Genomic DNA, 23,153 nt, shown 5'->3' with positions numbered 1-23,153 from the left:
AAGCCATTGAGGTGAAACCAAAATGATATTGTTACAAGTGAACCAATTAACAAAACGGTTTGGAGCAGAGTTGATTCTCTCCAACATCAAAATAGAAGTACAAACGAAGGACCGAATCGCCATTGTCGGACGTAATGGTGCAGGAAAATCTACGCTATTAAAGATATTGGCTGGGGAGCTATCCTATGATTCTGGGGAAATCTTTCGACCGAAGCAAGTCAGTCTTGGATATCTTGCCCAAAACACTGGATTAGAATCCAATCAAACGATCTGGAAAGAGATGCTATCCGTCTTTACAGCATTAATCGAACAAGAAAAAAAGTTGCGACAGATGGAAGCAGAGATGGGCAATCCTGACTTACTGGCTAATCAAGCGGCCTATCAAAACCTGTTAGAGGAATACGATCGACGCCAGGATGCCTTTAAACGGGACGGTGGCTACCAGTATGAAGCAGATATTAAGGCCGTGCTTAATGGACTCAGCTTCCAAGGCTTTGATTTAGATACCCCGATTCATGAACTAAGTGGTGGTCAAAAAACACGTCTTGCGTTAGGAAAGCTGCTTCTTTCCAAGCCAGATATCCTCATCCTAGATGAGCCTACAAACCATCTAGATATCGAAACCCTATCCTGGTTAGAAGGCTATTTGAACGGGTATCCGGGTGCTGTGGTCATCGTATCCCACGACCGCTACTTCTTAGATAAGACCGTGAACGTCGTGTACGAGATTTCCCGCCATCATTCTACAAAGTTTCATGGTAATTATTCTAAATATCTAGATCAAAAAGCGGAAAACTATGAGCGAGATAGGAAGCTTTACGAGAAGCAACAAACAGAAATTAAAAAAATGGAAGACTTCATTCAAAAAAATATCGTACGCGCATCCACGACAAAGCGAGCCCAAAGTCGAAGAAAGCAGCTAGAAAAAATGGATGTCATGGATCGGCCAGATGGCGATGAAGCATCTGCACGGTTCTCGTTCCAAGTAGAAAAGCGTAGTGGAAATGACGTGTTAAAAGTACGAGATCTCGCCTTCCGATATGAGGATGGAGACGATTTTATTTTTTCCGATCTACACGTTGATATTTCCAGAGGAGACAGCATTGCACTTGTAGGTCCAAATGGGGTTGGAAAATCGACATTACTAAAAACGATTATTGGACAGCTTTCCCCTGCCTACGGACAGATTCAAATCGGAACAAATGTCCAAATTGGCTACTATGACCAGGAACAAACGCAGCTGCATCCCCAAAAAACCGTATTACAAGAATTATGGGATGATTATCCGCTATGGAATGAAAAAGATATTCGGACCATCCTCGGAAACTTTCTGTTTAGTGGAGATGATGTATTAAAAGTCGTTTCCTCACTCAGTGGTGGGGAAAAGGCACGGCTCGCATTAGCTAAGCTAATGATGGAAAAATCTAATCTTCTTATTCTAGATGAGCCTACGAACCACCTAGATTTAGATAGTAAAGAAGTGTTAGAGGCAGCACTTGTAGATTTTCCTGGTACGATTCTTTTCGTTTCCCACGACCGGTATTTTATCAATAAGATCGCCACACAAGTATTAGAGATGCAGCCTGGTTCTTCTACGATGTACTTAGGGGATTATGATTATTACTTAGAAAAGAAGCAGGAAGAGTTCGAGTTAATGGAACTAGAAAAACAAGAAGCCGCACCTGTAAAAGAAACGCAAACGGCGAAGTCTACGTTTGAACAAGAGAAAGCATTAAAAAAAGAAATGCGTAAAATTCAACGAAGAATAGAAGAGATCGAACAGCAAATAGAAGAGTTAGAAGCACGGACCGAGGAAATTGATGAACTCTTATGTAATCCAGATGTCTTTCAAGACCATGAGAAGGCGCTTGAGCTAACGGAAGAGAATACGGACATTCAACAGAAGCTGGAAGCGTTAATGGAAGAATGGGAAGCATTACAAACAGAATGATAGGTATAGGGGCTAGGACATAACGAAAAGGATAAGTCGAAAAGCCGAACAACAGCCTATACTAGCTCCGGAAATATACGTAGACTCCAGCGGGAGGAAAGGCATCGGTGAGACCCCACAGTGCGTCAGCACGAGGAGGCTCACCAGCCGCCCGCGGAAAGCGTAGTATATTTCCGGAGCGGAGTATAGGCACTAATGAGAATTGTTCGTTTTTTCATTGCTTACTATACTTTTGTCCCAGTCTCCATTTTATTGCCTGTGGATGCGTTATCCGACATTTTCAGGCAATATCTATCCACTTATTCAGGACTTATTCACGTTTCCACAATCCTATCCACAGATTTACCCCCGCCAAATCAATCTTCCACATACTTACTCACATAATCCACAGGATTCAATGCATTTATCCACAGATTTCACCCACATGAATCGTCCTTTTATGACAATATTCGATATTAAAATATCCACACCAATTAATAATTGGTGTGGATAACTAATTTACACTTTAGATTTTCTGCTTCCATATAGCTCCAAATCTAACGATGGATTTGCATTCAAATCCCAGCCTGCTCGGTGCCCTTGGTCAAACGCTATACTTCCTGCCGCTGCAATCATCGCAGCATTGTCTGTACAAAGATGTAGAGGTGGAATCATGAGCTCTACATCTTCCCCTTTGAAGACTTCCTCCAAGGAGGATCTAAGTCCTTTATTTGCTGCAACTCCACCAGCAACAATAACCTGTTTGACATGAAATTCCCTTGCTGCTTGTAGCGTCTTTTTCGTTAACACTTCTACGACACTAGCCTGAAAACTGGCAGCAATATCCTCGGATTTCAGCTCTTCCCCTCTTTGCTTTGCGTTATGAAGTGTATTTAGAACGGCAGATTTAAGTCCACTAAAACTAAAATCGTAGGAATCCTCTTCTAACCAAGCCCTCGGAAAATCGATTGTCGCCTCACCACTTTGCGCCAGCTTGTCTATCATGGGACCACCTGGATATGGGAGGTTTAACGTTCGGGCAACTTTATCATAGGCTTCTCCAGCAGCGTCATCTCTCGTTTCCCCCAATACTTCAAAGTGTCCATGCTCTTTCATAAGAATAAGCTCCGTGTGCCCACCTGAAACGACTAGAGCTAATAGCGGAAATTCGAATTCTTTTTCCAAGCGATTCGCATAAATATGTCCGGCGATATGATGGACACCGAGAAGTGGCTTTTGTTTCGCAAACGCTAATGCTTTTGCAGCATTTACCCCTACGAGAAGCGCTCCAACTAAGCCTGGACCTTCGGTAACGGCGATGGCATCTACATCCTCTACCTTCATTTGCGCTTCTTCCAGCGCTTGCTCTATGACAAACGTGATTTGTTCCACATGATGTCGGGAAGCAATCTCTGGGACTACTCCTCCAAATCGTTTGTGACTTTCAATCTGGGACGCTACAACGTTTGAGATAATTTCTTTTCCATTCTTCACAATAGCAGCAGCCGTTTCATCACAGCTCGTTTCAATCCCTAATATATATTGATCTTTATTCATCGTAAGTTCACCCACATTACTAATGCATCTTCATTATTATCCGTATAATAGCTTTTTCTAATTCCACCTGGCACTAAGCCGAAGCTGCTGTACATTCGCTGTGCCACGGTGTTAGAAATCCGAACTTCCAGAGATAATCGTGTGCCGCCTAGCACTGCTGCCTTATGCATCACATGCTGGAATAACAATTTTCCATAGCTATGACCTCGATGGCTTGGGAGAATAGCGATGTTCGTAATTTGTGCTTCATCAATAATCACCCATAAACCACAATAGCCTACAACTTGGCCATCTACCTCCACAACAAAGTAATTTGCGTATTGGTTGTTAGTCAGCTCATTAAAGAATATATCTCTTGGCCATGGCGTTGCAAAGGATTGTTGTTCAATATGAACAACTTGATCAATGTCCTCGAGAACCATTTTCCGTATCGTTGCCTCAGCCATTCTTTTGCTCTCCTTGTTGCTCCAGCCACTTTGCCTCTGCTTCCACAAGTCTTAAATAACTTGGCGTAAGAGAATGAACAGGTTCAGCTTCTTTCTCTGATAAGTCGTCCACCATAAGCGATGGCCTTGGAATATGATAAAAAGAATCTGTTGGGAACACAGCTAATTCTTTCATGATTTCTTGAATTCTCTGCTTATGCAGCTTTATATCTTGACTTAAAAAGAGAACAGGCTTTCCTTCTATCTTTAATTGCTTAAGCCAATCCTCAAATAATATGTTTGTTTCTTCTTTGGAGAGTTGCAGTTCTCCTGCCTCGTTCTGCTCATATAATCCTGTGTACACCAGTCCACGTCTTGCGTCAAAAAAAGGACATATCAAACCGGAAAAATATGTGGCTTGTCTTGCCACCAATTCTAGGCTTGAAACCGCAATAACTGGAATACCTAGCGCCCATCCCATCGTTTTAGCCGTGGTTAATCCAATTCGAACCCCTGTATAAGAACCAGGACCCTTTGCAACCACAATGCGGTCCAATTCCTCAGGCTTTGTATGTGTATCAGACATTAACTGATAAATAGCTGGCATTAATCGTACCGAATGATTCTTCTGTACATTGGACATGTATTCCCCAGCTAGGTTGCCGTCTTTTATCACAGCAACACCTAGAACCTGGTTCGACGTATCCATTGCTAATATGTTCATCGTCCTAACTCCTCACAAACTCTCTCAAATTTCATACCTCGTGGATAAAGCTTTATTTTCCTAGTATGCTCATCTATTATTTCTAATTGGATATCTAATCGCTCATCCGGGAGGAAATCTGCGATGAACGAAGCCCATTCCACGATTGAAATTCCAGGCCCATTGAAATACTCATCGAATCCGATATCTTCTTCACTTTCTTCTAATCGGTACACATCCATATGATATAAAGGCAATTCACCCATATACTCCTTCACAATCGTAAACGTAGGACTATTAATCGTTCTTCGCACTCCAAGCCCTGTCCCAATTCCCTTTGTAAACGTTGTTTTACCCGCACCTAAGTCCCCTTCAAGGGTCACTACTGCACCTGGATGTAATAACGTTGCTAGTTTCTCCGCAAGATGCTTCGTTTCTAATTCTGTATGTGCTATAAATTCATAACTTTTCATTCTAATCACCTTTTAAATGGTTGAACCCTTCTTTTTTTAGGATCTGTTTAGTCCCGGCTTCATGTAAAAATACAGTCGGAGTACTTCCCTTTGCTTGTTCGACTCTTCCAATCCTCGTTACACGCGTTCCAGTTTTACGTGCTGCTTCCTCTACCCGTCCCCAATCAGACGGTGGAACTGTACCTATTAATTCATAATCTTCGCCACCAGATAAGACCCATTTTCTTAATAAGAATTTATCAAATGATGTCTTCAATGATGAATGAATAGGTAACGCTTCATAGTCAATATGTAAATCTACATGAGAGGATTCAGCAATTTCACCAACGTCACTACTAATTCCATCGCTTACGTCATTCAAAGAAAGCCTTTTTATAGCTTCCAGAGATTTTGCAAACTTCACTCTTGGGCTTGGTCTACGATGACGGTTTATTACATAATCGTAGTCTTCACCTTTTTCTTTCTTTAACAATACGTGGAGACCTGCTGCCGAATCACCGAGCGTTCCTGTTACAAACACGACATCACCTGGCAGCGCATGACTTCGATACCTTGCTTTTCCACTCGTCACTTCTCCCATAATCGTAACAGAGACAACTAGTTGGTCTCCTGAAACCGTATCTCCACCAATGAGATCCATGTTATACAGTCGAGCTAAGTCCTCCATCCCTTTATATAGTGCTTGAAGCTCTTCCTCTGACCAATGCTTCGGAATTACAATAGATACTAAGTAAAAGGATGGAGTAGATCCCATAGCTGCCATATCACTAAGATTTGTAGCTAGTACCCGATACCCAACATCATATGCACTCATTGTTTCCTTAGAAAAGTGAATTCCTTCTACGAATGTATCTACCGAAGTAACCACATCATGGTACATAGGACGGAAAACAGCAGCGTCATCTCCAATTCCTTTTATAAGGTTAGTACGTTTATAGGTTTTTGGTTGAATAGATTGTATAAAAGAAAATTCGTCCATAAGAAATCCTCTCTAGTATCGACATCTCCTCCTCCTATGATAGCAAAAACCTTTGTAATTTAAAAAAATTAGGGAAATCACGTTCAGTATTATCCACGTATATAACAGAAAAGCCTTAGGATTTTTCATCTCCTAAGGCTTATGTATAGACAATATAATGGCGGTCCGGACGGGACTCGAACCCGCGACCTCCTGCGTGACAGGCAGGCATTCTAACCAACTGAACTACCGGACCATAGCTTGTACTAATTAACGTAGTAAGAAATTTGGTTGCACCCTTCCGGGCACCACTATAAATTTCTAACATGGATGTTAATTCAACGTAGTAAGAAATTTGGTTGCACTCTTCGAGTACTACTATTATTTTCTAACGGAGAAGTAAATCGACGTTGTTAGAAAATGATTGGTTGCACTCTTCGAGTACTTCTGATTTTATCCTAGCTAAGAAGTAGTTCGACGTAGTCAGGATAAATATTTTGGTTGCGGGGGCAGGATTTGAACCTACGACCTTCGGGTTATGAGCCCGACGAGCTACCAGACTGCTCCACCCCGCGATGATAAAAAGTATTTAATATTGTTCATGAGCAATGTTTGGATTTAAACCAAATGTTTGAACCCCTGCATCTTCTAGCTTATTCAAAGATGATTAGTGATTCAGGGTTACTCGCAGTTTATTCGGTAGAAGTTTTGCTCGTTGCTCCACCCTGCGATGATAAAAAGTATTTAATATTGTTCATGAGCAATGTTTGGATTTAAACCAAATGTTTGAACCCCTGCATCTTCTAGCTTATTCAAAGATGATTAGTGCTTCGGGGTTACTCGCAGTTTATTCGGTGGACGTTTTGCTCGTTGCTCCACCCCGCGACGATAATAAGTATTTTTGGTTGGCCTAGCGACGTCCTACTCTCGCAGGGGCAATGCCCCAACTACCATGGGCGCTGAAGAGCTTAACTTCTGTGTTCGGCATGGGAACAGGTGTGACCTCTTCGCTCTTGCCACTAGACCTTAAATGTAGAGTTAAGTTTATACCCTAAAAACTAGATAAGAGTTAGACAATCAAACGAGCTAGAGCCACGGCCAGCTCCAGTGTCCAGCAACTAGCGAGACTTCGCTCACCGTGTTTCCTTTATCTCCTACAGTTCAGTCCAGTCCGTACGTTGCTAAGCGGGACACTTCCGCTTTTGATCTTTAGTTAAGTCCTCGATCGATTAGTATTCGTCAGCTGCACATGTCACCATGCTTCCACCTCGAACCTATCAACCTCATCGTCTCTGAGGGATCTTACTCATTTAAAATGATGGGAAGTCTCATCTTGAGGGGGGCTTCATGCTTAGATGCTTTCAGCACTTATCCCTGCCACACGTAGCTACCCAGCTATGCTCCTGGCGGAACAACTGGTGCACCAGCGGTGTGTCCATCCCGGTCCTCTCGTACTAAGGACAGCTCCTCTCAAACTTCCAACGCCCACGACGGATAGGGACCGAACTGTCTCACGACGTTCTGAACCCAGCTCGCGTACCGCTTTAATGGGCGAACAGCCCAACCCTTGGGACCGACTACAGCCCCAGGATGCGATGAGCCGACATCGAGGTGCCAAACCTCCCCGTCGATGTGGACTCTTGGGGGAGATAAGCCTGTTATCCCCGGGGTAGCTTTTATCCGTTGAGCGATGGCCCTTCCATGCGGAACCACCGGATCACTAAGCCCGACTTTCGTCCCTGCTCGACTTGTAGGTCTCGCAGTCAAGCTCCCTTCTGCCTTTACACTCTTCGAATGATTTCCAACCATTCTGAGGGAACCTTTGGGCGCCTCCGTTACTCTTTGGGAGGCGACCGCCCCAGTCAAACTGCCCACCTGACACTGTCTCCGAACCGGATCACGGTCCTGGGTTAGAAGGTCCGTACAGCCAGGGTGGTATCCCACCAGCGCCTCCACCGAAGCTAGCGCTCCGGTTTCTCAGGCTCCCACCTATCCTGTACAAGCTGTACCAACATTCAATATCAGGCTACAGTAAAGCTCCACGGGGTCTTTCCGTCCTGTCGCGGGTAATGCGCATCTTCACGCATAGTATAATTTCACCGGGTCTCTCGTTGAGACAGTGCCCAAGTCGTTGCACCTTTCGTGCGGGTCGGAACTTACCCGACAAGGAATTTCGCTACCTTAGGACCGTTATAGTTACGGCCGCCGTTTACTGGGGCTTCGGTTCAACGCTTCGCCGAAGCTAACGCATCCCCTTAACCTTCCAGCACCGGGCAGGTGTCAGCCCCTATACTTCGCCTTTCGGCTTCGCAGAGACCTGTGTTTTTGCTAAACAGTCGCTTGGGCCTTTTCACTGCGGCTTCTCATGCAAGAAGCACCCCTTCTCCCGAAGTTACGGGGTCATTTTGCCGAGTTCCTTAACGAGAGTTCTCCCGATCACCTTAGGATTCTCTCCTCGCCTACCTGTGTCGGTTTGCGGTACAGGCACCTCTTTCCTCACTAGAGGCTTTTCTTGGCAGTGTGAAATCAGGAACTTCGGTACTATATTTCCCTCCCCATCACAGCTTGTGATTGCCAGACGGATTTGCCTATCTGACTCACTCACTGCTTGGACGCGCTCATCCAGCGGCGCGCTTTCCCTATCCTACTGCGTCCCCCCGTCGTTCAAACGGAAAGGAGGTGGTACAGGAATATCAACCTGTTGTCCATCGCCTACGCCTTTCGGCCTCGGCTTAGGTCCTGACTAACCCTGAGCGGACGAGCCTTCCTCAGGAAACCTTAGGCATTCGGTGAAGAAGATTCTCACTTCTTTTTCGCTACTCATACCGGCATTCTCACTTCTAAGCGCTCCACCAGTCCTTACGGTCTGACTTCGCTGCACTTAGAACGCTCTCCTACCATTGTTCGTAAGAACAATCCACAGCTTCGGTGATACGTTTAGCCCCGGTACATTTTCGGCGCAGAGTCACTCGACCAGTGAGCTATTACGCACTCTTTAAATGGTGGCTGCTTCTAAGCCAACATCCTGGTTGTCTAAGCAACTCCACATCCTTTTCCACTTAACGTATACTTGGGGACCTTAGCTGGTGGTCTGGGCTGTTTCCCTTTCGACTATGAACCTTATCACCCATAGTCTGACTCCCAAGATAAAGTAGCTGGCATTCGGAGTTTGACTGAATTCGGTAACCCGATGAGGGCCCCTAGTCCAATCAGTGCTCTACCTCCAGTACTCATTTCTTGAGGCTAGCCCTAAAGCTATTTCGGAGAGAACCAGCTATCTCCGTGTTCGATTGGCATTTCACCCCTACCCACACCTCATCCCCGCACTTTTCAACGTGCGTGGGTTCGGGCCTCCAGTCAGTGTTACCTGACCTTCACCCTGGACATGGGTAGATCACACGGTTTCGGGTCTACGACCCCTTACTACAACGCCCTATTCAGACTCGCTTTCGCTGCGGCTCCGTCTATACGACTTAACCTTGCAAGAGATCGTAACTCGCCGGTCCATTCTACAAAAGGTACGCCGTCACCCGTTAATGGGCTCCGACTACTTGTAGGCACACGGTTTCAGGTTCTCTTTCACTCCCCTCCCGGGGTGCTTTTCACCTTTCCCTCACGGTACTGGTTCACTATCGGTCACTAGGGAGTATTTAGCCTTGGGAGATGGTCCTCCCGGATTCCGACGGAATTTCACGTGTTCCGCCGTACTCAGGATCCACTCTGGAGGAAACAGTCTTTCGATTACAGGGCTCTTACCTTCTTCGGCTGATCGTTCCAGATCGATTCGTCTACACTATTTCTTTGTAACTCCGTATAGAGTGTCCTACAACCCCAGAAAGCAAGCTTTCTGGTTTGGGCTGTTTCCGTTTCGCTCGCCGCTACTCAGGAAATCGCATTTGCTTTCTCTTCCTCTGGGTACTAAGATGTTTCAGTTCCCCAGGTCTGCCTCCTATATCCTATGGATTCAGATATAGGTACTACTCCATTACGAGCAGTGGGTTTCCCCATTCGGAAATTCCCGGATCAACGCCTACGTACGGCTCCCCGAGACATATCGGTGTTCGTCCCGTCCTTCTTCGGCTCCTAGTGCCAAGGCATCCACCGTGCGCCCTTCTTCACTTAACTAATAGTCTGTGAAAAGACGTGGTCTTTACTAAAATTGATGTCTTGTTTACTCTTATCTAGTTTTCAAGGTACAAGCTGAGGTTTTAATCCCTCAAAACTGAACCAAACAACCAAGTATGTCTCTCTGACCAGCTCCGAAGAGCTGGCTTCCGTTATCTTTCCTTAGAAAGGAGGTGATCCAGCCGCACCTTCCGATACGGCTACCTTGTTACGACTTCACCCCAATCATTGGCCCCACCTTCGGCGGCTGGCTCCTAAAAGGTTACCTCACCGACTTCGGGTGTTGCCAACTCTCGTGGTGTGACGGGCGGTGTGTACAAGGCCCGGGAACGTATTCACCGCGGCATGCTGATCCGCGATTACTAGCGATTCCGGCTTCATGTAGGCGAGTTGCAGCCTACAATCCGAACTGAGAATGGTTTTATGGGATTTGCTTCACCTCGCGGCTTCGCTGCCCTTTGTACCATCCATTGTAGCACGTGTGTAGCCCAGGTCATAAGGGGCATGATGATTTGACGTCATCCCCACCTTCCTCCGGTTTGTCACCGGCAGTCACCTTAGAGTGCCCAACTAAATGCTGGCAACTAAGATCAAGGGTTGCGCTCGTTGCGGGACTTAACCCAACATCTCACGACACGAGCTGACGACAACCATGCACCACCTGTCACTCTGTCCCCGAAGGGAACGCCCTATCTCTAGGGTTGTCAGAGGATGTCAAGACCTGGTAAGGTTCTTCGCGTTGCTTCGAATTAAACCACATGCTCCACCGCTTGTGCGGGCCCCCGTCAATTCTTTTGAGTTTCAGCCTTGCGGCCGTACTCCCCAGGCGGAGTGCTTAATGCGTTAACTTCAGCACTAAGGGGCGGAAACCCCCTAACACCTAGCACTCATCGTTTACGGCGTGGACTACCAGGGTATCTAATCCTGTTCGCTCCCCACGCTTTCGCGCCTCAGCGTCAGTTACAGACCAGAGAGTCGCCTTCGCCACTGGTGTTCCTCCACATCTCTACGCATTTCACCGCTACACGTGGAATTCCACTCTCCTCTTCTGCACTCAAGTTCCCCAGTTTCCAATGACCCTCCACGGTTAAGCCGTGGGCTTTCACATCAGACTTAAGGAACCGCCTGCGCGCGCTTTACGCCCAATAATTCCGGACAACGCTTGCCCCCTACGTATTACCGCGGCTGCTGGCACGTAGTTAGCCGGGGCTTTCTCGTTAGGTACCGTCAAGGTACAAGCAGTTACTCTTGTACGTGTTCTTCCCTAACAACAGAACTTTACGATCCGAAAACCTTCATCGTTCACGCGGCGTTGCTCCGTCAGACTTTCGTCCATTGCGGAAGATTCCCTACTGCTGCCTCCCGTAGGAGTCTGGGCCGTGTCTCAGTCCCAGTGTGGCCGATCACCCTCTCAGGTCGGCTACGCATCGTTGCCTTGGTAGGCCGTTACCCTACCAACTAGCTAATGCGCCGCGGGTCCATCTATAAGGGACAGCAAAAGCCGCCTTTCAACTTTCTCCCATGCAGGAAAAAGTGTTATCCGGTATTAGCCCCGGTTTCCCGGAGTTATCCCAGTCTCATAGGCAGGTTACCCACGTGTTACTCACCCGTCCGCCGCTCGTTCCACTATCGTCACCCCGAAGGGGTCAGATAGCTTCCCGCGCTCGACTTGCATGTATTAGGCACGCCGCCAGCGTTCGTCCTGAGCCAAGATCAAACTCTCCAATAGATGACGCACACGGATGTGCTAATGCAGCTGTTGCGACAGGACGTCGCGAACTTAAGCTGTTTCATTGGTGTTTGCTTGCTCAATAATAAAGCTAGCTAAAATCTTACTTAACATACTGGTTGTTTTGTTCAGTTTTCAAGGATCAAATGGTGGGCCTGAGTGGACTCGAACCACCGACCTCACGCTTATCAGGCGTGCGCTCTAACCAGCTGAGCTACAGGCCCCTTAAATGGAGCGGGTGAAGGGAATCGAACCCTCGACATCAGCTTGGAAGGCTGAGGTTTTACCACTAAACTACACCCGCATTATAAAAGGGATATTACTTTATTACTCTTTACTCTATTCTCGATAAAATCTATAAAACTCAAGATGGTCGGGAAGACAGGATTTGAACCTGCGACCCCTTGGTCCCAAACCAAGTGCTCTACCAAGCTGAGCTACTTCCCGTTAATGGCGCGCCCGAGAGGAGTCGAACCCCTAACCTTTTGATCCGTAGTCAAACGCTCTATCCAATTGAGCTACGGGCGCATATTTTATCGAGCGACAATTATATATTATATAACACATCAACTAGGAAGTCAAGGCTTTTTGAACCACATTTTTTGGTGCGGTCGAGAGGACTTGAACCTCCACGGGATTACCTCCCACTAGGCCCTCAACCTAGCGCGTCTGCCATTCCGCCACGACCGCATTTTATCTAAAGAAAAGAAAATGCCGTGCAGAAATCCCACAGCAATGAAAGAGTGCGGGTGGAGGGACTTGAACCCCCACGTCAAGAGACACTAGATCCTAAGTCTAGCGCGTCTGCCAATTCCGCCACACCCGCAAGAAAATGGTGAGCCATGCAGGATTCGAACCTGCGACCCTCTGATTAAAAGTCAGATGCTCTACCAACTGAGCTAATGGCTCATTTAAATGCTTTATAATCTTTTTTCTATATATATCTATAGGAACGTATCGTTTGATTATTGAGGTCATACAAATCAACTTGATTCATATAATTATAGTAAAAGAAAAAAAAGAAAAAAGTGGCTGGGCTAGCTGGATTCGAACCAGCGCATGACGGTACCAAAAACCGTTGCCTTACCGCTTGGCTATAGCCCAACAAATGGCGGTCCGGACGGGACTCGAACCCGCGACCTCCTGCGTGACAGGCAGGCATTCTAACCAACTGAACTACCGGACCGGACTAAAAGGTATGAAAATAAAAGTGACCCGTACGGGATTCGAACCCGTGTTACCGCCGTGAAAGGGCGGTGTCTTAACCACTTGACCAACGGGCCATAATGGCGGAGAAGGAGGGATTTGAACCCTCGCGCCGCTTACACGACCTACACCCTTAGCAGGGGCGCCTCTTCAGCCACTTGAGTACTTCTCCACTGGCTCCACAGGTAGGATTCGAACCTACGACCGATCGGTTAACAGCCGATTGCTCTACCACTGAGCTACTGTGGAATAATAATGAATCATGCGTTGCTGTTTAACAGCGACGATAAATATAATAACTCATTTAAAAAGCAATGTCAAACATTATTTAAAACAAAAATTACAAATCGTTTCTTTACATAATGCGTCTACATGACATTGTACTTACTTAACCACCCTATGGTCAAGTCATTCACATGAAAAAGTGTATTTTTTCAAATGCTTATTTAATTTAACATGTTCCATACTTTACGTCAATGAAAAGCTACAACCTTTTTTTGGAAGATGGAATGCTCTCCATTTCATTTCCATTATACTTTCTGCAACTTACCTCTACACTTCCCGCATCTGTACTTCTTTATATTCACTTGCCTCGCTCTTGTGTACACTTGTTCACACTTCACACATTTATAGCTATGCTTCACCCTTCTATTTTCAGCAGAAGGTAAGGAAGAACAAAACCTAGGAGATTTTGTTTCTTTCAGCAACTGACGGAATTCTGGATCGCGATGCTTATACCCTTTTCCTTCTATATGTAAATGGTAATGACAAAGCTCATGCTTGATGATTCCTTCGAATTCGTCTCTCCCTAGCTCTGTTAGGTATTTAGGATTTAATTCAATCCTTCTTTTAGTAGGAATATACCTCCCACCTGTTGTACGGAGCCTAGCATTGAAAGCTACGTCATCGACGAATGGTTTATGAAAATATTCAACGGATAATGAATGAACGAGCTTTTCTAATTCTACTTGCGTTAATGGCAACTCCATGCACAACAACCTCCCTTACTGCATACCCTATAGTACACTAGTTCCTATTTATATGCCATGGATAGAAGGGAGTCTATGCATATGCCTAAATGGTTTATGAAGCAAATGACAGAAGCTTTCCTTTCCAAAAACATATATCAAATCAAAATACTAAATCAATGCTGGTTTTTTTATCGAGAGAAAAACACTAACTCCTCTTAATTGAATCCATTATGATCACTTCCTATTTTGCACCAAAAATACCAGGCTTTCACCTGGTATTTTGTATGTGTGTTTAGTTTTCCACCATAGAAAGCGCAATCCGTTGTTTGTCCACATCTACTTGTTCCACCCAAACGGTTACGACATCTCCAACAGAAGCGATGTCCATTGGGTGTTTCACAAACTGTTTAGACATTTTCGATATATGAACAAGCCCATCCTGTTTGACTCCAATATCGACAAAGATACCGAAGTCCACTACATTTCGTACGGTTCCTTGCAGCTCCATTCCTGGTTTTAAATCTTCCATTGCTAACACATCTGTTTTTAGGAGTGGTTGGTCAAACTCGTCACGCGGGTCTCTTTCCGGTCTGGCTAACGCTCCAACGATGTCCTCTAACGTTGGGCGACCGATGGCTAACTCCTCTGCTAAAGAAGCTAGATCTAAAGACTTTAGCTTATCTTGCAATTTCGGTGTTCCGATATCTTGAACTGAGCAGTCCAATTTATTTAATAGCTTTTCCGTTGCTTTGTAGCTTTCAGGGTGAATTGGTGTCCGATCTAGCGGCTGGTCCCCATCTAATACTCGTAAGAAACCGATACATTGCTCATACGTTTTATTACCGAGTCTAGGAATATTCTTTAGCTGGCCACGGTTCGTAAACTTCCCTTCTTCATTTCGTTGCTTGACAATATTGTTAGCGACCGTTTTACTCAGGCCCGATACATATTGAAGTAAAGACGCAGAGGCAGTGTTTACGTTTACCCCTACTTGGTTAACTGCTGTTTCCACTACAAAGGTTAATGATTCACTTAAGCTCTTCTGTGATACATCATGTTGATACTGACCAACCCCGATGGATTTGGGATCTATTTTAACTAACTCAGCTAGTGGATCTTGCACTCGACGCGCGATAGAAACCGCACTTCTTTCTTCCACCTGTAAATCCGGAAATTCTTCTCTAGCTAATTTAGAGGCGGAGTATACACTTGCTCCAGCTTCGTTCACAATAATATAAGAAACGTCCAGATTATTATTTCGAATGGTGTCAGCAATAAATTGCTCCGTTTCTCTTGAAGCAGTACCATTTCCGATTGCTACTAACTCGATATTAAACTTATTCATATAGTCTAAGACGACAGCTTCTGCATTCTTCTTATCACTTTTTGGTGGTGTCGGATAGATGACATTGATAGAATGCACCTTACCTGTTTCATCGATTACTGCTAGCTTACAGCCCGTCCGATAGGCGGGATCTACACCTAATACTGTTTTCCCTTTTAGCGGTGGCTGAAGTAACAAGTTTTTCAGGTTTTTGGAGAATATATCAATCGCCTGTTCTTCTGCTGTTTCGGAGAGGGAACTTCTAATTTCTCGTTCGATAGATGGTTGTATTAGTCGTTTATAGCTATCTTCTATCGTTGATGCTAGAAGCTCTTTCGTCTCCTTCGAAGCAGAGGCTAGGATGATCTTCTTATTCAAATATAAAAGCACGTCATCTGTCGGCGGTTCAATCGTCACTTTTAATATATCCTCTTTCTCACCACGATTAAGCGCTAGGATTCGGTGGGAAACAATAGAACGAATAGGCTCATGGTATTCATAATACATTTCAAAAACGCCTTTTTCATCCTTCTCTTTTTTCTTCGCTTCCGCTTGAATCGTACCTAGTCGAAACGTCTTATCTCGAATATATTCACGATAAGTAGGATCATCCGCTATCCATTCTGCAATAATATCTGAAGCACCAGCTAGTACCTCTTCAACGGAAGTTAATTCATGCTCTTCAGATAAATATGTATGAGCTTCTGCTTCTAAAGTTTGAACTTGTTGTTTCCAAATCAACTGAGCAAGAGGTTCTAGTCCTTTTTCTTTTGCAACCGTCGCCCTCGTGCGTCTTTTCTGTTTATAAGGACGATAGAGATCCTCAACCTTTTGTAGCTGCGTAGCGTTTATAATGTCCTCTTTTAAATCTGGCGTTAGTTTTCCTTGTTCCTCTATTAATCGAATGACTTCTTCTTTCCGTTCTGACAAATGAAGGGCATACTGCCATTTGTCTTCAATCGCTTTTATTTGCACCTCATCTAATCCACCCGTTTGTTCCTTTCTATAACGAGCAATGAAAGGTACAGTGTTTCCTTTTTCGATTAAGGTGATTACTTGTTTAATTGGTTGGATGGCAACGCCTGTTTCCTTCGCCACCCATTTGATCAATGAATCTTTTTGTTCCACTTCACTCAACATTCTTCCTCCTATCTGTACTCCTTCTTATTCTACCAAATGATTGTACATATCCCAACACGACAATCGAAGCATTCCGCAGAAGGATGGACCAATTTTTAAAAATAAAAAAGAATGATCAAAACCATTCGATCATTCTTGTGTAGAAGCTACTCCGTGTATTTAATTGCAATGAGAGTTGTGTCGTCCTTTTCATTCGTTCCACATATGGACTCAAACGTTTCCGTAATCTGATGGACTTCTTTCATCATAAAATACTTAGACGATAAGTCTCTGTCATTCACTCCATCTGAAAAGAGAATAAAAACAAGATGATTCTCTAATTGCCCTTTTGTCACTTTAAAAGGACGCGGATAACCAGCTAAGTATCCGGAATTAGGAATGCTTCTTTTTTTCTCTCCAGATGAAGTAATGGTCATAACACCAACATTTCCGATAGAGGTAAAAGAAAAAGTATGTGAGTGGTAATCAACCTTCAGCATACCCAAGACAACACCACGTTTTCCAATCAATTCTTGATTGCATATCTTAATTAACTGATCAAGTGAAACATCCTTATTATGTTCAATGGCCTGAATCACAGCGTGAGACGATTCCTTGGCATATTCTCCACTACCGAGTCCGTCTGCTAATGCACAAATAAAGCCATCGTCTGTTTCTTCATAATAGTAGCTATCTCCACAATAGTAATTGCCTTTCTTGGCCTGCTGAAAGACGGAGACATCCATGCGTTTTCTTTCCGTCAACTAAATACCTCCGAGCTATCCGATTGAAGTGCCTCACGTAATTTTCTTAAAGCACGTCGTTGCAAACGGGAAACGTGCATTTGTGAGATACCCAATTGTTCTCCTGTTTCTTTTTGACTCAGATTCTGGAAATACGTACACTTCAAAATTTGCTGTTCTCTATCGGTAAGTATAGGTAAAATCTTCTCTAGTAGCATTTGCCGATCAATTTTATCATAGCCACTTTCTTCGTTCCCAATTAAATCAAGTATAGATACCTTACTTCCATCCGAGTCTGCCTCTATTTTACGATCGACTGATAATGCTTTGTAGCTTTTTCCCATTTCTAATGTCTCTAGTACTTCCTCTTCCGAGACATCTAAATGGTTAGCAATTTCGGCAATAGAAGGAGATTTCTGCTGGTCGGTCGTCAATTCTTCAATAGCTCTTTTTATTTTGGGCCCTAATTCTTTAATTCTTCTTGGAACATGTACACTCCACGTTTTATCACGGATAAAACGCTTCACTTCTCCAATAATTGTAGGTATAGCAAAAGATTCAAAAGATTTACCATAGGCTGGTTCGTATCTTCTAATCGCTGCTAATAATCCTAGCATCCCCACTTGGACGAGATCCTCGTGTATAGAGCTATTTTTTGAATATTTTCTAGCCAATGACTCTACTAAGTCCTGGTAGGCTAGCACTATTTTTTCTTGTATTACTTCGTCTGTGGGGTACTTCTGAAGATGTTGAATCCATTGGTAAACCTCATCCTCACCTCTATTGTGTGGTTGAGATTTGGTCGTCATCGATTCCCACCTCATTTTCATTGAGGTATTTTGTCATCAGAACAATAACCCCATAATCGTTATTAATTTCAACCTTGTCCATTAGTGCCTCTATTAGAAAAAGTCCGAACCCTCCCTCACGAAGGTTTTCAATGGACTCTTTCTGTTCGTACGGTCCAATTCCATCTTTGACCTGTTCTAAGTTAAAGCTGCCACCATGATCCGCGACCATGACTTCAAGACGATTTTCATATAAACCAAATCCGATCGTGACTTCACCAATTTCATCATGCTCGTACGCGTGAGTTACTGCATTTGTCATCGCTTCACTAATCGCTACCTTTAGGTCTTCAATATCTTCATAGCTAAAACCCATTCGATTTGCAATTCCAGAGCTTGTTAACCGGACGACACCGACGTACTCAGCTTTCGCCGGCACTTTAATCTCTATAAAGTCAAAGGGTTCCATTAGTTCCCACCTCTTACCTTTTGTTCTATATCCATAATGTCAATTAACCCCGTAATCTTGAACAACCGCAATACACGATCTTGCAATCTCACTAATGCTAACTGACTTCCCACTTCTTTCGTCGCCTTTAACGCACTGACAAATACGCCTAGTCCCGTACTATCCATATAGGATACGTTTTCTAAGTCTACTTCAACGGTAGTACCTTCACTTGTCGCTAGAGGTAGTAATGTATCTTTAAGATCAGGAGCAGTATACGCGTCAATTTCTCCGGAAAGCTTTACAACCGACTTATTTTTCTCCTGAGTTACTTTAATATCTAAATTCATTTTCTATCCACCTACTTCTTACCGTAATAACTGCTTACAGACTCAATACCCTATGAAATCAAAATCTAAACGTTTTTCGACAACATGATCAATGTAAAGTCATCTCTTAAATGAAAATCTTGTAACCGTTCAAAATGTTTATACACTTGCTCCACCGCTTCTTGAGCTGGGAGGTGATCATATTTCTGAATAACCTCAAAAACTTCCTCTCTCTCGATGAATCGGTCTCCTTGTCTACATTCTGTTACACCATCCGTTAGCAAAACAATTTTATCTCCCTTTTCGATATTGAGCTCGAATTGCTCATAAGAGCTTTTCGAATCTACCCCAAGGACTAACCCTTTTGCTTCGATTTCCTTATACATACCTGTTTCTCTATTGTAATAATAGCCCGGTTCATGACCAGCAGAAGAATAAGTGAAAATTTCAGCATCGACATCATAGGATCCATAAAACATTGTGATAAACATGCTTGGATCTACGTTCCTCTCAACTACCCTATTCAAATGTTTCAGAATCATTTGCGGACTCATCGAGCTTTCTGGCAAACTATCCATAAAATATTTAATCATAGACATAGCTAACGCTGCTGGAATCCCTTTTCCGATAACATCGGCAATAGCTACACCAAGCTTCCCATCATGCTCTCCTTTTATGAAATGATAGTAATCTCCATTCATTTGGTTGGCGGGTACACTTATGACGCCAATATCCAAACCTTCTATAGAAGGTTTAACGGTCGATAAAAGTGTTTGTTGCATGTTGGCAGCAACTGAAATTTCCGACTTCAATTCCAGCTGTTTTTCTCTTAAAGATTGAAACTCTTGATAAGCCAAACCGTAAGACATCATCGTTTCTAGTAAAAATTTCATCGCCAAGTGAAAATCCTTCGGCAAGTCAGGGAAAAGCTCCATAATCGCCTGATTATGAACATGGATGATCTCCTCTGGAGAAATCTTCTTTTGCATTGACATCTTACTAAATTGCTCCGCTTGATATAATGCTGTTTCGTCTTGAGTCTCTATATATTTCTTTAACAATTTTTGATATCTGTCCATGACTTACTCGCACTCCCCTTGTACGGCACCGTCCGCTACACCTTTGCTATCTAATCCATTTCACCGTTCTAATTTCTGTTCCTTTACCATGCTCAGATATAATATTAAAATCATCCATTAACCGTTTCACACCAGGCAATCCAGCTCCTAATCCACCAGATGTGGAATAACCGTCTTCCATCACGGCACTAATATCTCGAATACCCGGCCCATTATCAGTGGCAAGGATTGCTAGTCCTTTGTGTTCCATATCTTCAATTACTTCAAAGCAAATTTGGCCTTTACCAGCATATAAATAAATGTTTCTTGCTAATTCTGAGATTGCCGTTGCAATTCGCGCCTGGTCAACAGTTCCGAACCCTAACTTTTTTGCAAAGTCACGCCCGACCTGACGAGCGCCGACTATATCCCATTCTTTTTGAATTGTAACGCAGGTCTGGGGCTGAATCTGCATCTTCACTCCTCCAGTTCCTGTCTCAATTTAATAAGACCCTGTTCTAAATCTAAAGCGGTAGGTACATCTTGCATGTGGATACCAAGGTCAATTAATGTCATAGCAACCGCTGGCTGGATACCAGTAAGAACTACTTTAGCCCCCATCAGATCTGACATGGTCACAACGTCCCCTAATACTTTTGCTATAAATGAATCAATGATATCAACAGAAGTTAAATCAATCACAACACCTGTTGCACCACTTTGATGAATTTTATTTAATAAATCCTCTTGAAATTGAATAGCTGTTTGATCATCTAAATCGATTTGGATGGAAATCAGTAAATAATTTTGTAATTTCAGAATCGGTATTCTCATGGTTTCACTCCCTATCCAGAGAACCTAGTATTTTTTCAATTCCTTCATTATTTTTTTCAATATCATTGATTTGGCGGTTTGTTAGCTGCAATGCAGTCTTAAACCCTTTACGTAATGAACTCTTCGTCGGGAATTTCCTTAAATCAATGCCTAGGTTTACTATCGTTTGGGCAATTTCTGGACGAATCCCAACTAAAATACAAGTTGACCCGATGAGGCGAACCGCTTCTGCCGCTTGGATAATATGATGAGCAACCATCGTATCCACTACAGGAACTCCCGTAATATCGATGAGGACAACCTCTGCGTTATGCTTAATCACCCCATCTAATAGATTTTCCATAATTAATTTTGCTCTTTCTGTATCAATGGTACCGATTAATGGCATTATAGTGATATTATCCATAACCGGTATCAACGGAGCCGAAAGTTCCTGTAAAGCTACTCGCTGAAGCGATACAATATTCTCCCAACTACCAGAATATTCATTGACTAACTGATTTATGATTGGATCGACCCATGCATCGACGGCTTGTAATACATTAGAAAAGAAGTCAGAATTTACTTCTTTTGATTGACTTAATAAATAATTAATAGACACACGTCTAAACGATTGTAAGCCATCGGTTAGATAGCTTAACGGCCAGCCTAAATTGACCAAACGTTCAGAAAAACTTTCTAGTTCTTTTGTCGTTCCTTCATTTTCAACACTTGTAAAGATGATGTTTACGAATTCTCGATTCGTGTTGTTAAAAAGCTCATTAGAAATTGTAGACGTATAATCATTTTCCCTATTCTTAGATAGTTCCTCTAACCACATTTTTACAATGGCATCACTATTCTCTAATACGACTCTTTTAAATTCCCTATTCATTCCGTAACCTCCTATTTGATTAAACCCATTGTTATTTATCATGAACTGGATATGTAACGGAGCTAAGCTAAATTTTATTTTTCAATTACTCTATTATATCAGACGTTAAAATCTCCTCCTAACAAGATAACTATAAATATTCCATTCATATAAAAATTATCAAAAAACAACATCTCATCTATTATATGCATACCCTTTAATTCTGGTTCTACGTCAAATGTTGGGGTGGTGATGTTATTCGTCACCTCAACCAATATGCAACCCTACTTCTTTATACTGTCTTGCGAGTAAAATCTTTGCTCTAAAACGTTTGAAGCTTCTAAATCCAAACGCATTCCTCTTTAAAACTTTCGTAGTATTATTAATCCCTTCCAAAAAACCGTTTGAATAGTTATAAACAAAGCTATTTAGTATTTCAACTTGCCAATTTTGAAACGTCTTAATCGCACTAATCATTTCTGGTAATTCAGATTCTCTTACCAGATCATAGAAAGCTTTTAGGTCTTTCTTCACCTTGAAGATATTTTCACTCCCAATTACTTTAGCTTCTTCAAACCAATCTTTATATATTTCCTTTAGTTCATGAGCAGTTCTTAGTTCTTCTGACATTCCTAAATATCTTTCTAAATGCCACATTTCGTCTTCTTTCAAGCGATTCTTTGGTTTATGAAATACATGTTTCATACGCTTACATTTCTTACGATCATAGTCGTGGAAGGTTTGTTGCACACGTCTTCTAACACGATCTAATCCCCAATAAATATATCTACAAAAATGAAATCGATCGGCTACGATAATAGGCTTCCCTAATGCCTTTTGAACAGCTGCCTTAAAGGATGAACTCATATCCATGATAACTACTTCAACCTGTTGGCCATGTTTTTGTAGATAATTTTTAATTGTGTTTTTATACCGATTAGGTAGTATATCAAGAGGTTGTCTAGTGATACCATCTGCGATAATTAGCTGGTATTTCCCTTCCTTTGTATCTCCTTTATATTCATCAATTGCAATAACGGATGGCAAGGTTTCTACCTTTTTTATTTGCTCTTCAGCTAATTTATCAAAGCGTCTTACAATTGTTGAAGCTGATGCACCGAATGTTTCGCCAACCTCTTTAAAGGTCTTTCCTTTTATCGATTTTATTGAAACCGCTTGGTTCCATTCAATAGAAGCACGTTGGTACCGTTCTACTATTGGACTTTTTTCTGAGAATCGCTTCCCACAAGAAGGACAAGCATAACGACGACGTTTATACCATAATAGAGTCATTCGCTCAAACCACTTTAAGTGTTTTATTTTTTGATATCTATAATCATGTACACGGTCTGTTTTAGTTTCACAAACCGGGCAACAATGAGGGATACGCTCCATTTCTACATAAATCTGAACCGTTCCATCACGATCTTCCATATTAGTTATAATGCATTCTTTTAATCCTGGTATATTCATGGTAAAATCCATATACACGCAACCCCATTCTCTACTTGTTTCTCGACAATTCAAGTATATAAGAATGTATTGGTTGCGTGTGTTTTATTTTTCAGAATTTCACCTGA

The 23,153-nt window shown here is 43.0% G+C and carries 18 protein-coding genes, 14 tRNA genes and 3 rRNA genes; 2 read left to right on the top strand and 33 right to left on the bottom strand.

Annotated features, from left to right (window positions below; all coding sequences use genetic code 11):
* Positions 1 to 22: 22 nt before the first annotated feature.
* Entirely contained in the window at positions 23 to 1,951 is a 1,929-nt protein-coding gene (locus FN924_RS02530; RefSeq protein ID WP_143891917.1) for an ABC-F family ATP-binding cassette domain-containing protein, read from the top strand.
* A gap of 498 nt (positions 1,952 to 2,449) precedes the next feature.
* Here FN924_RS02530 and tsaD read toward each other — a convergent pair whose 3' ends face one another.
* From tsaD to FN924_RS02415, 23 genes are all read right to left on the bottom strand, one after another.
* Positions 2,450 to 3,487 (bottom strand): tRNA (adenosine(37)-N6)-threonylcarbamoyltransferase complex transferase subunit TsaD, encoded by a 1,038-nt coding sequence (tsaD, locus tag FN924_RS02525; RefSeq protein WP_143891916.1) that lies wholly within the window; start codon positions 3,485 to 3,487, stop codon positions 2,450 to 2,452.
* Positions 3,484 to 3,933: a ribosomal protein S18-alanine N-acetyltransferase gene (gene rimI, locus FN924_RS02520; RefSeq protein WP_143891915.1), complete on the bottom strand. Its 450-nt coding sequence runs from the start codon at positions 3,931 to 3,933 to the stop codon at positions 3,484 to 3,486. The genes tsaD and rimI overlap by 4 nt, the downstream gene beginning before the upstream one ends.
* Positions 3,926 to 4,636: a tRNA (adenosine(37)-N6)-threonylcarbamoyltransferase complex dimerization subunit type 1 TsaB gene (gene tsaB, locus FN924_RS02515; RefSeq protein ID WP_143891914.1), complete on the bottom strand. Its 711-nt coding sequence runs from the start codon at positions 4,634 to 4,636 to the stop codon at positions 3,926 to 3,928. The genes rimI and tsaB overlap by 8 nt, the downstream gene beginning before the upstream one ends.
* Positions 4,633 to 5,088 carry a tRNA (adenosine(37)-N6)-threonylcarbamoyltransferase complex ATPase subunit type 1 TsaE gene (gene tsaE, locus FN924_RS02510; RefSeq protein WP_143891913.1) on the bottom strand — a complete coding sequence of 152 codons (456 nt, stop codon included), beginning with the start codon at positions 5,086 to 5,088 and terminating at the stop codon, positions 4,633 to 4,635. Before tsaE ends, tsaB begins: the two co-directional genes overlap by 4 nt.
* A gap of 1 nt (position 5,089) precedes the next feature.
* A complete protein-coding gene (thiL, locus tag FN924_RS02505) occupies positions 5,090 to 6,067 on the bottom strand; it encodes a thiamine-phosphate kinase (protein WP_143891912.1) in 978 nt (325 codons plus the stop codon).
* A gap of 158 nt (positions 6,068 to 6,225) precedes the next feature.
* A tRNA-Asp gene (locus tag FN924_RS02500) sits at positions 6,226 to 6,302 on the bottom strand.
* Between the two features lie 242 nt (positions 6,303 to 6,544).
* Positions 6,545 to 6,621, bottom strand: a tRNA-Met gene (locus tag FN924_RS02495).
* A gap of 333 nt (positions 6,622 to 6,954) precedes the next feature.
* Positions 6,955 to 7,070 (bottom strand): 5S ribosomal RNA (rrf, locus tag FN924_RS02490).
* Between the two features lie 185 nt (positions 7,071 to 7,255).
* A 23S ribosomal RNA gene (locus tag FN924_RS02485) occupies positions 7,256 to 10,171 on the bottom strand.
* Positions 10,172 to 10,337: 166 nt separating this feature from the next.
* Positions 10,338 to 11,900: ribosomal RNA gene (locus FN924_RS02480) — 16S ribosomal RNA — on the bottom strand.
* The 16S, 23S and 5S rRNA genes sit together here with 14 tRNA genes alongside, the layout of an rRNA operon.
* A gap of 147 nt (positions 11,901 to 12,047) precedes the next feature.
* A tRNA-Ile gene (locus tag FN924_RS02475) sits at positions 12,048 to 12,124 on the bottom strand.
* 6 nt (positions 12,125 to 12,130) lie between these two features.
* Positions 12,131 to 12,204, bottom strand: a tRNA-Gly gene (locus tag FN924_RS02470).
* Between the two features lie 66 nt (positions 12,205 to 12,270).
* Positions 12,271 to 12,347 (bottom strand) — tRNA-Pro (locus tag FN924_RS02465).
* Positions 12,348 to 12,351: 4 nt separating this feature from the next.
* Positions 12,352 to 12,428: transfer RNA gene (locus FN924_RS02460), tRNA-Arg, on the bottom strand.
* Between the two features lie 75 nt (positions 12,429 to 12,503).
* Positions 12,504 to 12,590, bottom strand: a tRNA-Leu gene (locus FN924_RS02455).
* Between the two features lie 54 nt (positions 12,591 to 12,644).
* Positions 12,645 to 12,726: transfer RNA gene (locus tag FN924_RS02450), tRNA-Leu, on the bottom strand.
* 7 nt (positions 12,727 to 12,733) lie between these two features.
* Positions 12,734 to 12,809 (bottom strand) — tRNA-Lys (locus FN924_RS02445).
* Between the two features lie 120 nt (positions 12,810 to 12,929).
* Positions 12,930 to 13,004: transfer RNA gene (locus FN924_RS02440), tRNA-Gln, on the bottom strand.
* Between the two features lie 5 nt (positions 13,005 to 13,009).
* Positions 13,010 to 13,086, bottom strand: a tRNA-Asp gene (locus tag FN924_RS02435).
* A gap of 25 nt (positions 13,087 to 13,111) precedes the next feature.
* Positions 13,112 to 13,183: transfer RNA gene (locus FN924_RS02430), tRNA-Glu, on the bottom strand.
* Between the two features lie 4 nt (positions 13,184 to 13,187).
* Positions 13,188 to 13,278 (bottom strand) — tRNA-Ser (locus FN924_RS02425).
* A gap of 2 nt (positions 13,279 to 13,280) precedes the next feature.
* Positions 13,281 to 13,355, bottom strand: a tRNA-Asn gene (locus FN924_RS02420).
* A gap of 281 nt (positions 13,356 to 13,636) precedes the next feature.
* The gene (locus FN924_RS02415) at positions 13,637 to 14,095 is read right to left on the bottom strand and encodes a SprT family protein (protein WP_143891911.1); all 459 of its coding nucleotides are present in this window, start codon (positions 14,093 to 14,095) and stop codon (positions 13,637 to 13,639) included.
* Between the two features lie 81 nt (positions 14,096 to 14,176).
* Here FN924_RS02415 and cmpA point away from each other — a divergent pair, with 81 nt between their 5' ends.
* Positions 14,177 to 14,296, top strand: coding sequence for a cortex morphogenetic protein CmpA (gene cmpA, locus FN924_RS02410; protein WP_143891910.1), 120 nt, complete (start codon positions 14,177 to 14,179; stop codon positions 14,294 to 14,296).
* Between the two features lie 73 nt (positions 14,297 to 14,369).
* On the opposite strand, the gene FN924_RS02405 is transcribed toward cmpA, so the two are convergent.
* The 10 genes from FN924_RS02405 to FN924_RS02360 all read right to left on the bottom strand — a co-directional run bounded on the left by FN924_RS02405 (position 14,370) and on the right by FN924_RS02360 (position 23,064).
* Positions 14,370 to 16,541 (bottom strand): Tex family protein, encoded by a 2,172-nt coding sequence (locus FN924_RS02405; RefSeq protein ID WP_143891909.1) that lies wholly within the window; start codon positions 16,539 to 16,541, stop codon positions 14,370 to 14,372.
* A gap of 146 nt (positions 16,542 to 16,687) precedes the next feature.
* Positions 16,688 to 17,284: a SpoIIE family protein phosphatase gene (locus FN924_RS02400; protein ID WP_228409536.1), complete on the bottom strand. Its 597-nt coding sequence runs from the start codon at positions 17,282 to 17,284 to the stop codon at positions 16,688 to 16,690.
* Positions 17,281 to 18,072, bottom strand: coding sequence for an RNA polymerase sigma factor SigB (sigB, locus tag FN924_RS02395; protein WP_143891908.1), 792 nt, complete (start codon positions 18,070 to 18,072; stop codon positions 17,281 to 17,283). The genes FN924_RS02400 and sigB overlap by 4 nt, the downstream gene beginning before the upstream one ends.
* The gene (rsbW, locus tag FN924_RS02390) at positions 18,044 to 18,520 is read right to left on the bottom strand and encodes an anti-sigma B factor RsbW (protein ID WP_143891907.1); all 477 of its coding nucleotides are present in this window, start codon (positions 18,518 to 18,520) and stop codon (positions 18,044 to 18,046) included. The genes sigB and rsbW overlap by 29 nt, the downstream gene beginning before the upstream one ends.
* Positions 18,520 to 18,849: an STAS domain-containing protein gene (locus FN924_RS02385; protein ID WP_143891906.1), complete on the bottom strand. Its 330-nt coding sequence runs from the start codon at positions 18,847 to 18,849 to the stop codon at positions 18,520 to 18,522. Before FN924_RS02385 ends, rsbW begins: the two co-directional genes overlap by 1 nt.
* Before the next feature lie 65 nt (positions 18,850 to 18,914).
* Positions 18,915 to 19,907, bottom strand: coding sequence for a PP2C family protein-serine/threonine phosphatase (locus tag FN924_RS02380; protein ID WP_143891905.1), 993 nt, complete (start codon positions 19,905 to 19,907; stop codon positions 18,915 to 18,917).
* Positions 19,908 to 19,953: 46 nt separating this feature from the next.
* Positions 19,954 to 20,355, bottom strand: a complete 402-nt coding sequence (locus FN924_RS02375; RefSeq protein ID WP_143897094.1) for an anti-sigma regulatory factor — start codon at positions 20,353 to 20,355, stop codon at positions 19,954 to 19,956.
* A gap of 8 nt (positions 20,356 to 20,363) precedes the next feature.
* Positions 20,364 to 20,720 (bottom strand): STAS domain-containing protein, encoded by a 357-nt coding sequence (locus FN924_RS02370; RefSeq protein WP_143891904.1) that lies wholly within the window; start codon positions 20,718 to 20,720, stop codon positions 20,364 to 20,366.
* Between the two features lie 4 nt (positions 20,721 to 20,724).
* Positions 20,725 to 21,594 carry an RsbT co-antagonist protein RsbRA gene (locus FN924_RS02365; RefSeq protein WP_143891903.1) on the bottom strand — a complete coding sequence of 290 codons (870 nt, stop codon included), beginning with the start codon at positions 21,592 to 21,594 and terminating at the stop codon, positions 20,725 to 20,727.
* A gap of 246 nt (positions 21,595 to 21,840) precedes the next feature.
* Positions 21,841 to 23,064, bottom strand: a complete 1,224-nt coding sequence (locus tag FN924_RS02360) for an ISL3 family transposase (RefSeq protein WP_143897093.1) — start codon at positions 23,062 to 23,064, stop codon at positions 21,841 to 21,843.
* Between the last annotated feature and the right edge of the window lie 89 nt (positions 23,065 to 23,153).

Origin of the sequence: Radiobacillus deserti (genome assembly GCF_007301515.1) — a bacterium.
GTDB lineage: Bacteria > Bacillota > Bacilli > Bacillales > Amphibacillaceae > Radiobacillus > Radiobacillus deserti.
Note: the sequence above shows the minus strand (reverse complement) of the source record. Positions and strands in the feature narration are given on the sequence as shown.

Bases quoted from the DNA above. Each gene is read 5' to 3' on its own strand.
- FN924_RS02530 (WP_143891917.1), top strand. From the start codon at position 23: ATGATATTGTTACAAGTGAACCAATTAACAAAACGGTTTGGAGCAGAG.
- tsaD (WP_143891916.1), bottom strand. From the start codon at position 3,487: ATGAATAAAGATCAATATATATTAGGGATTGAAACGAGCTGTGATGAA.
- rimI (WP_143891915.1), bottom strand. From the start codon at position 3,933: ATGGCTGAGGCAACGATACGGAAAATGGTTCTCGAGGACATTGATCAA.
- tsaB (WP_143891914.1), bottom strand. From the start codon at position 4,636: ATGAACATATTAGCAATGGATACGTCGAACCAGGTTCTAGGTGTTGCT.
- tsaE (WP_143891913.1), bottom strand. From the start codon at position 5,088: ATGAAAAGTTATGAATTTATAGCACATACAGAATTAGAAACGAAGCAT.
- thiL (WP_143891912.1), bottom strand. From the start codon at position 6,067: ATGGACGAATTTTCTTTTATACAATCTATTCAACCAAAAACCTATAAA.
- FN924_RS02415 (WP_143891911.1), bottom strand. From the start codon at position 14,095: ATGGAGTTGCCATTAACGCAAGTAGAATTAGAAAAGCTCGTTCATTCA.
- cmpA (WP_143891910.1), top strand. From the start codon at position 14,177: ATGCCTAAATGGTTTATGAAGCAAATGACAGAAGCTTTCCTTTCCAAA.
- FN924_RS02405 (WP_143891909.1), bottom strand. From the start codon at position 16,541: ATGTTGAGTGAAGTGGAACAAAAAGATTCATTGATCAAATGGGTGGCG.
- sigB (WP_143891908.1), bottom strand. From the start codon at position 18,072: ATGACGACCAAATCTCAACCACACAATAGAGGTGAGGATGAGGTTTAC.
- rsbW (WP_143891907.1), bottom strand. From the start codon at position 18,520: ATGGAACCCTTTGACTTTATAGAGATTAAAGTGCCGGCGAAAGCTGAG.
- FN924_RS02385 (WP_143891906.1), bottom strand. From the start codon at position 18,849: ATGAATTTAGATATTAAAGTAACTCAGGAGAAAAATAAGTCGGTTGTA.
- FN924_RS02380 (WP_143891905.1), bottom strand. From the start codon at position 19,907: ATGGACAGATATCAAAAATTGTTAAAGAAATATATAGAGACTCAAGAC.
- FN924_RS02370 (WP_143891904.1), bottom strand. From the start codon at position 20,720: ATGAGAATACCGATTCTGAAATTACAAAATTATTTACTGATTTCCATC.
- FN924_RS02365 (WP_143891903.1), bottom strand. From the start codon at position 21,594: ATGAATAGGGAATTTAAAAGAGTCGTATTAGAGAATAGTGATGCCATT.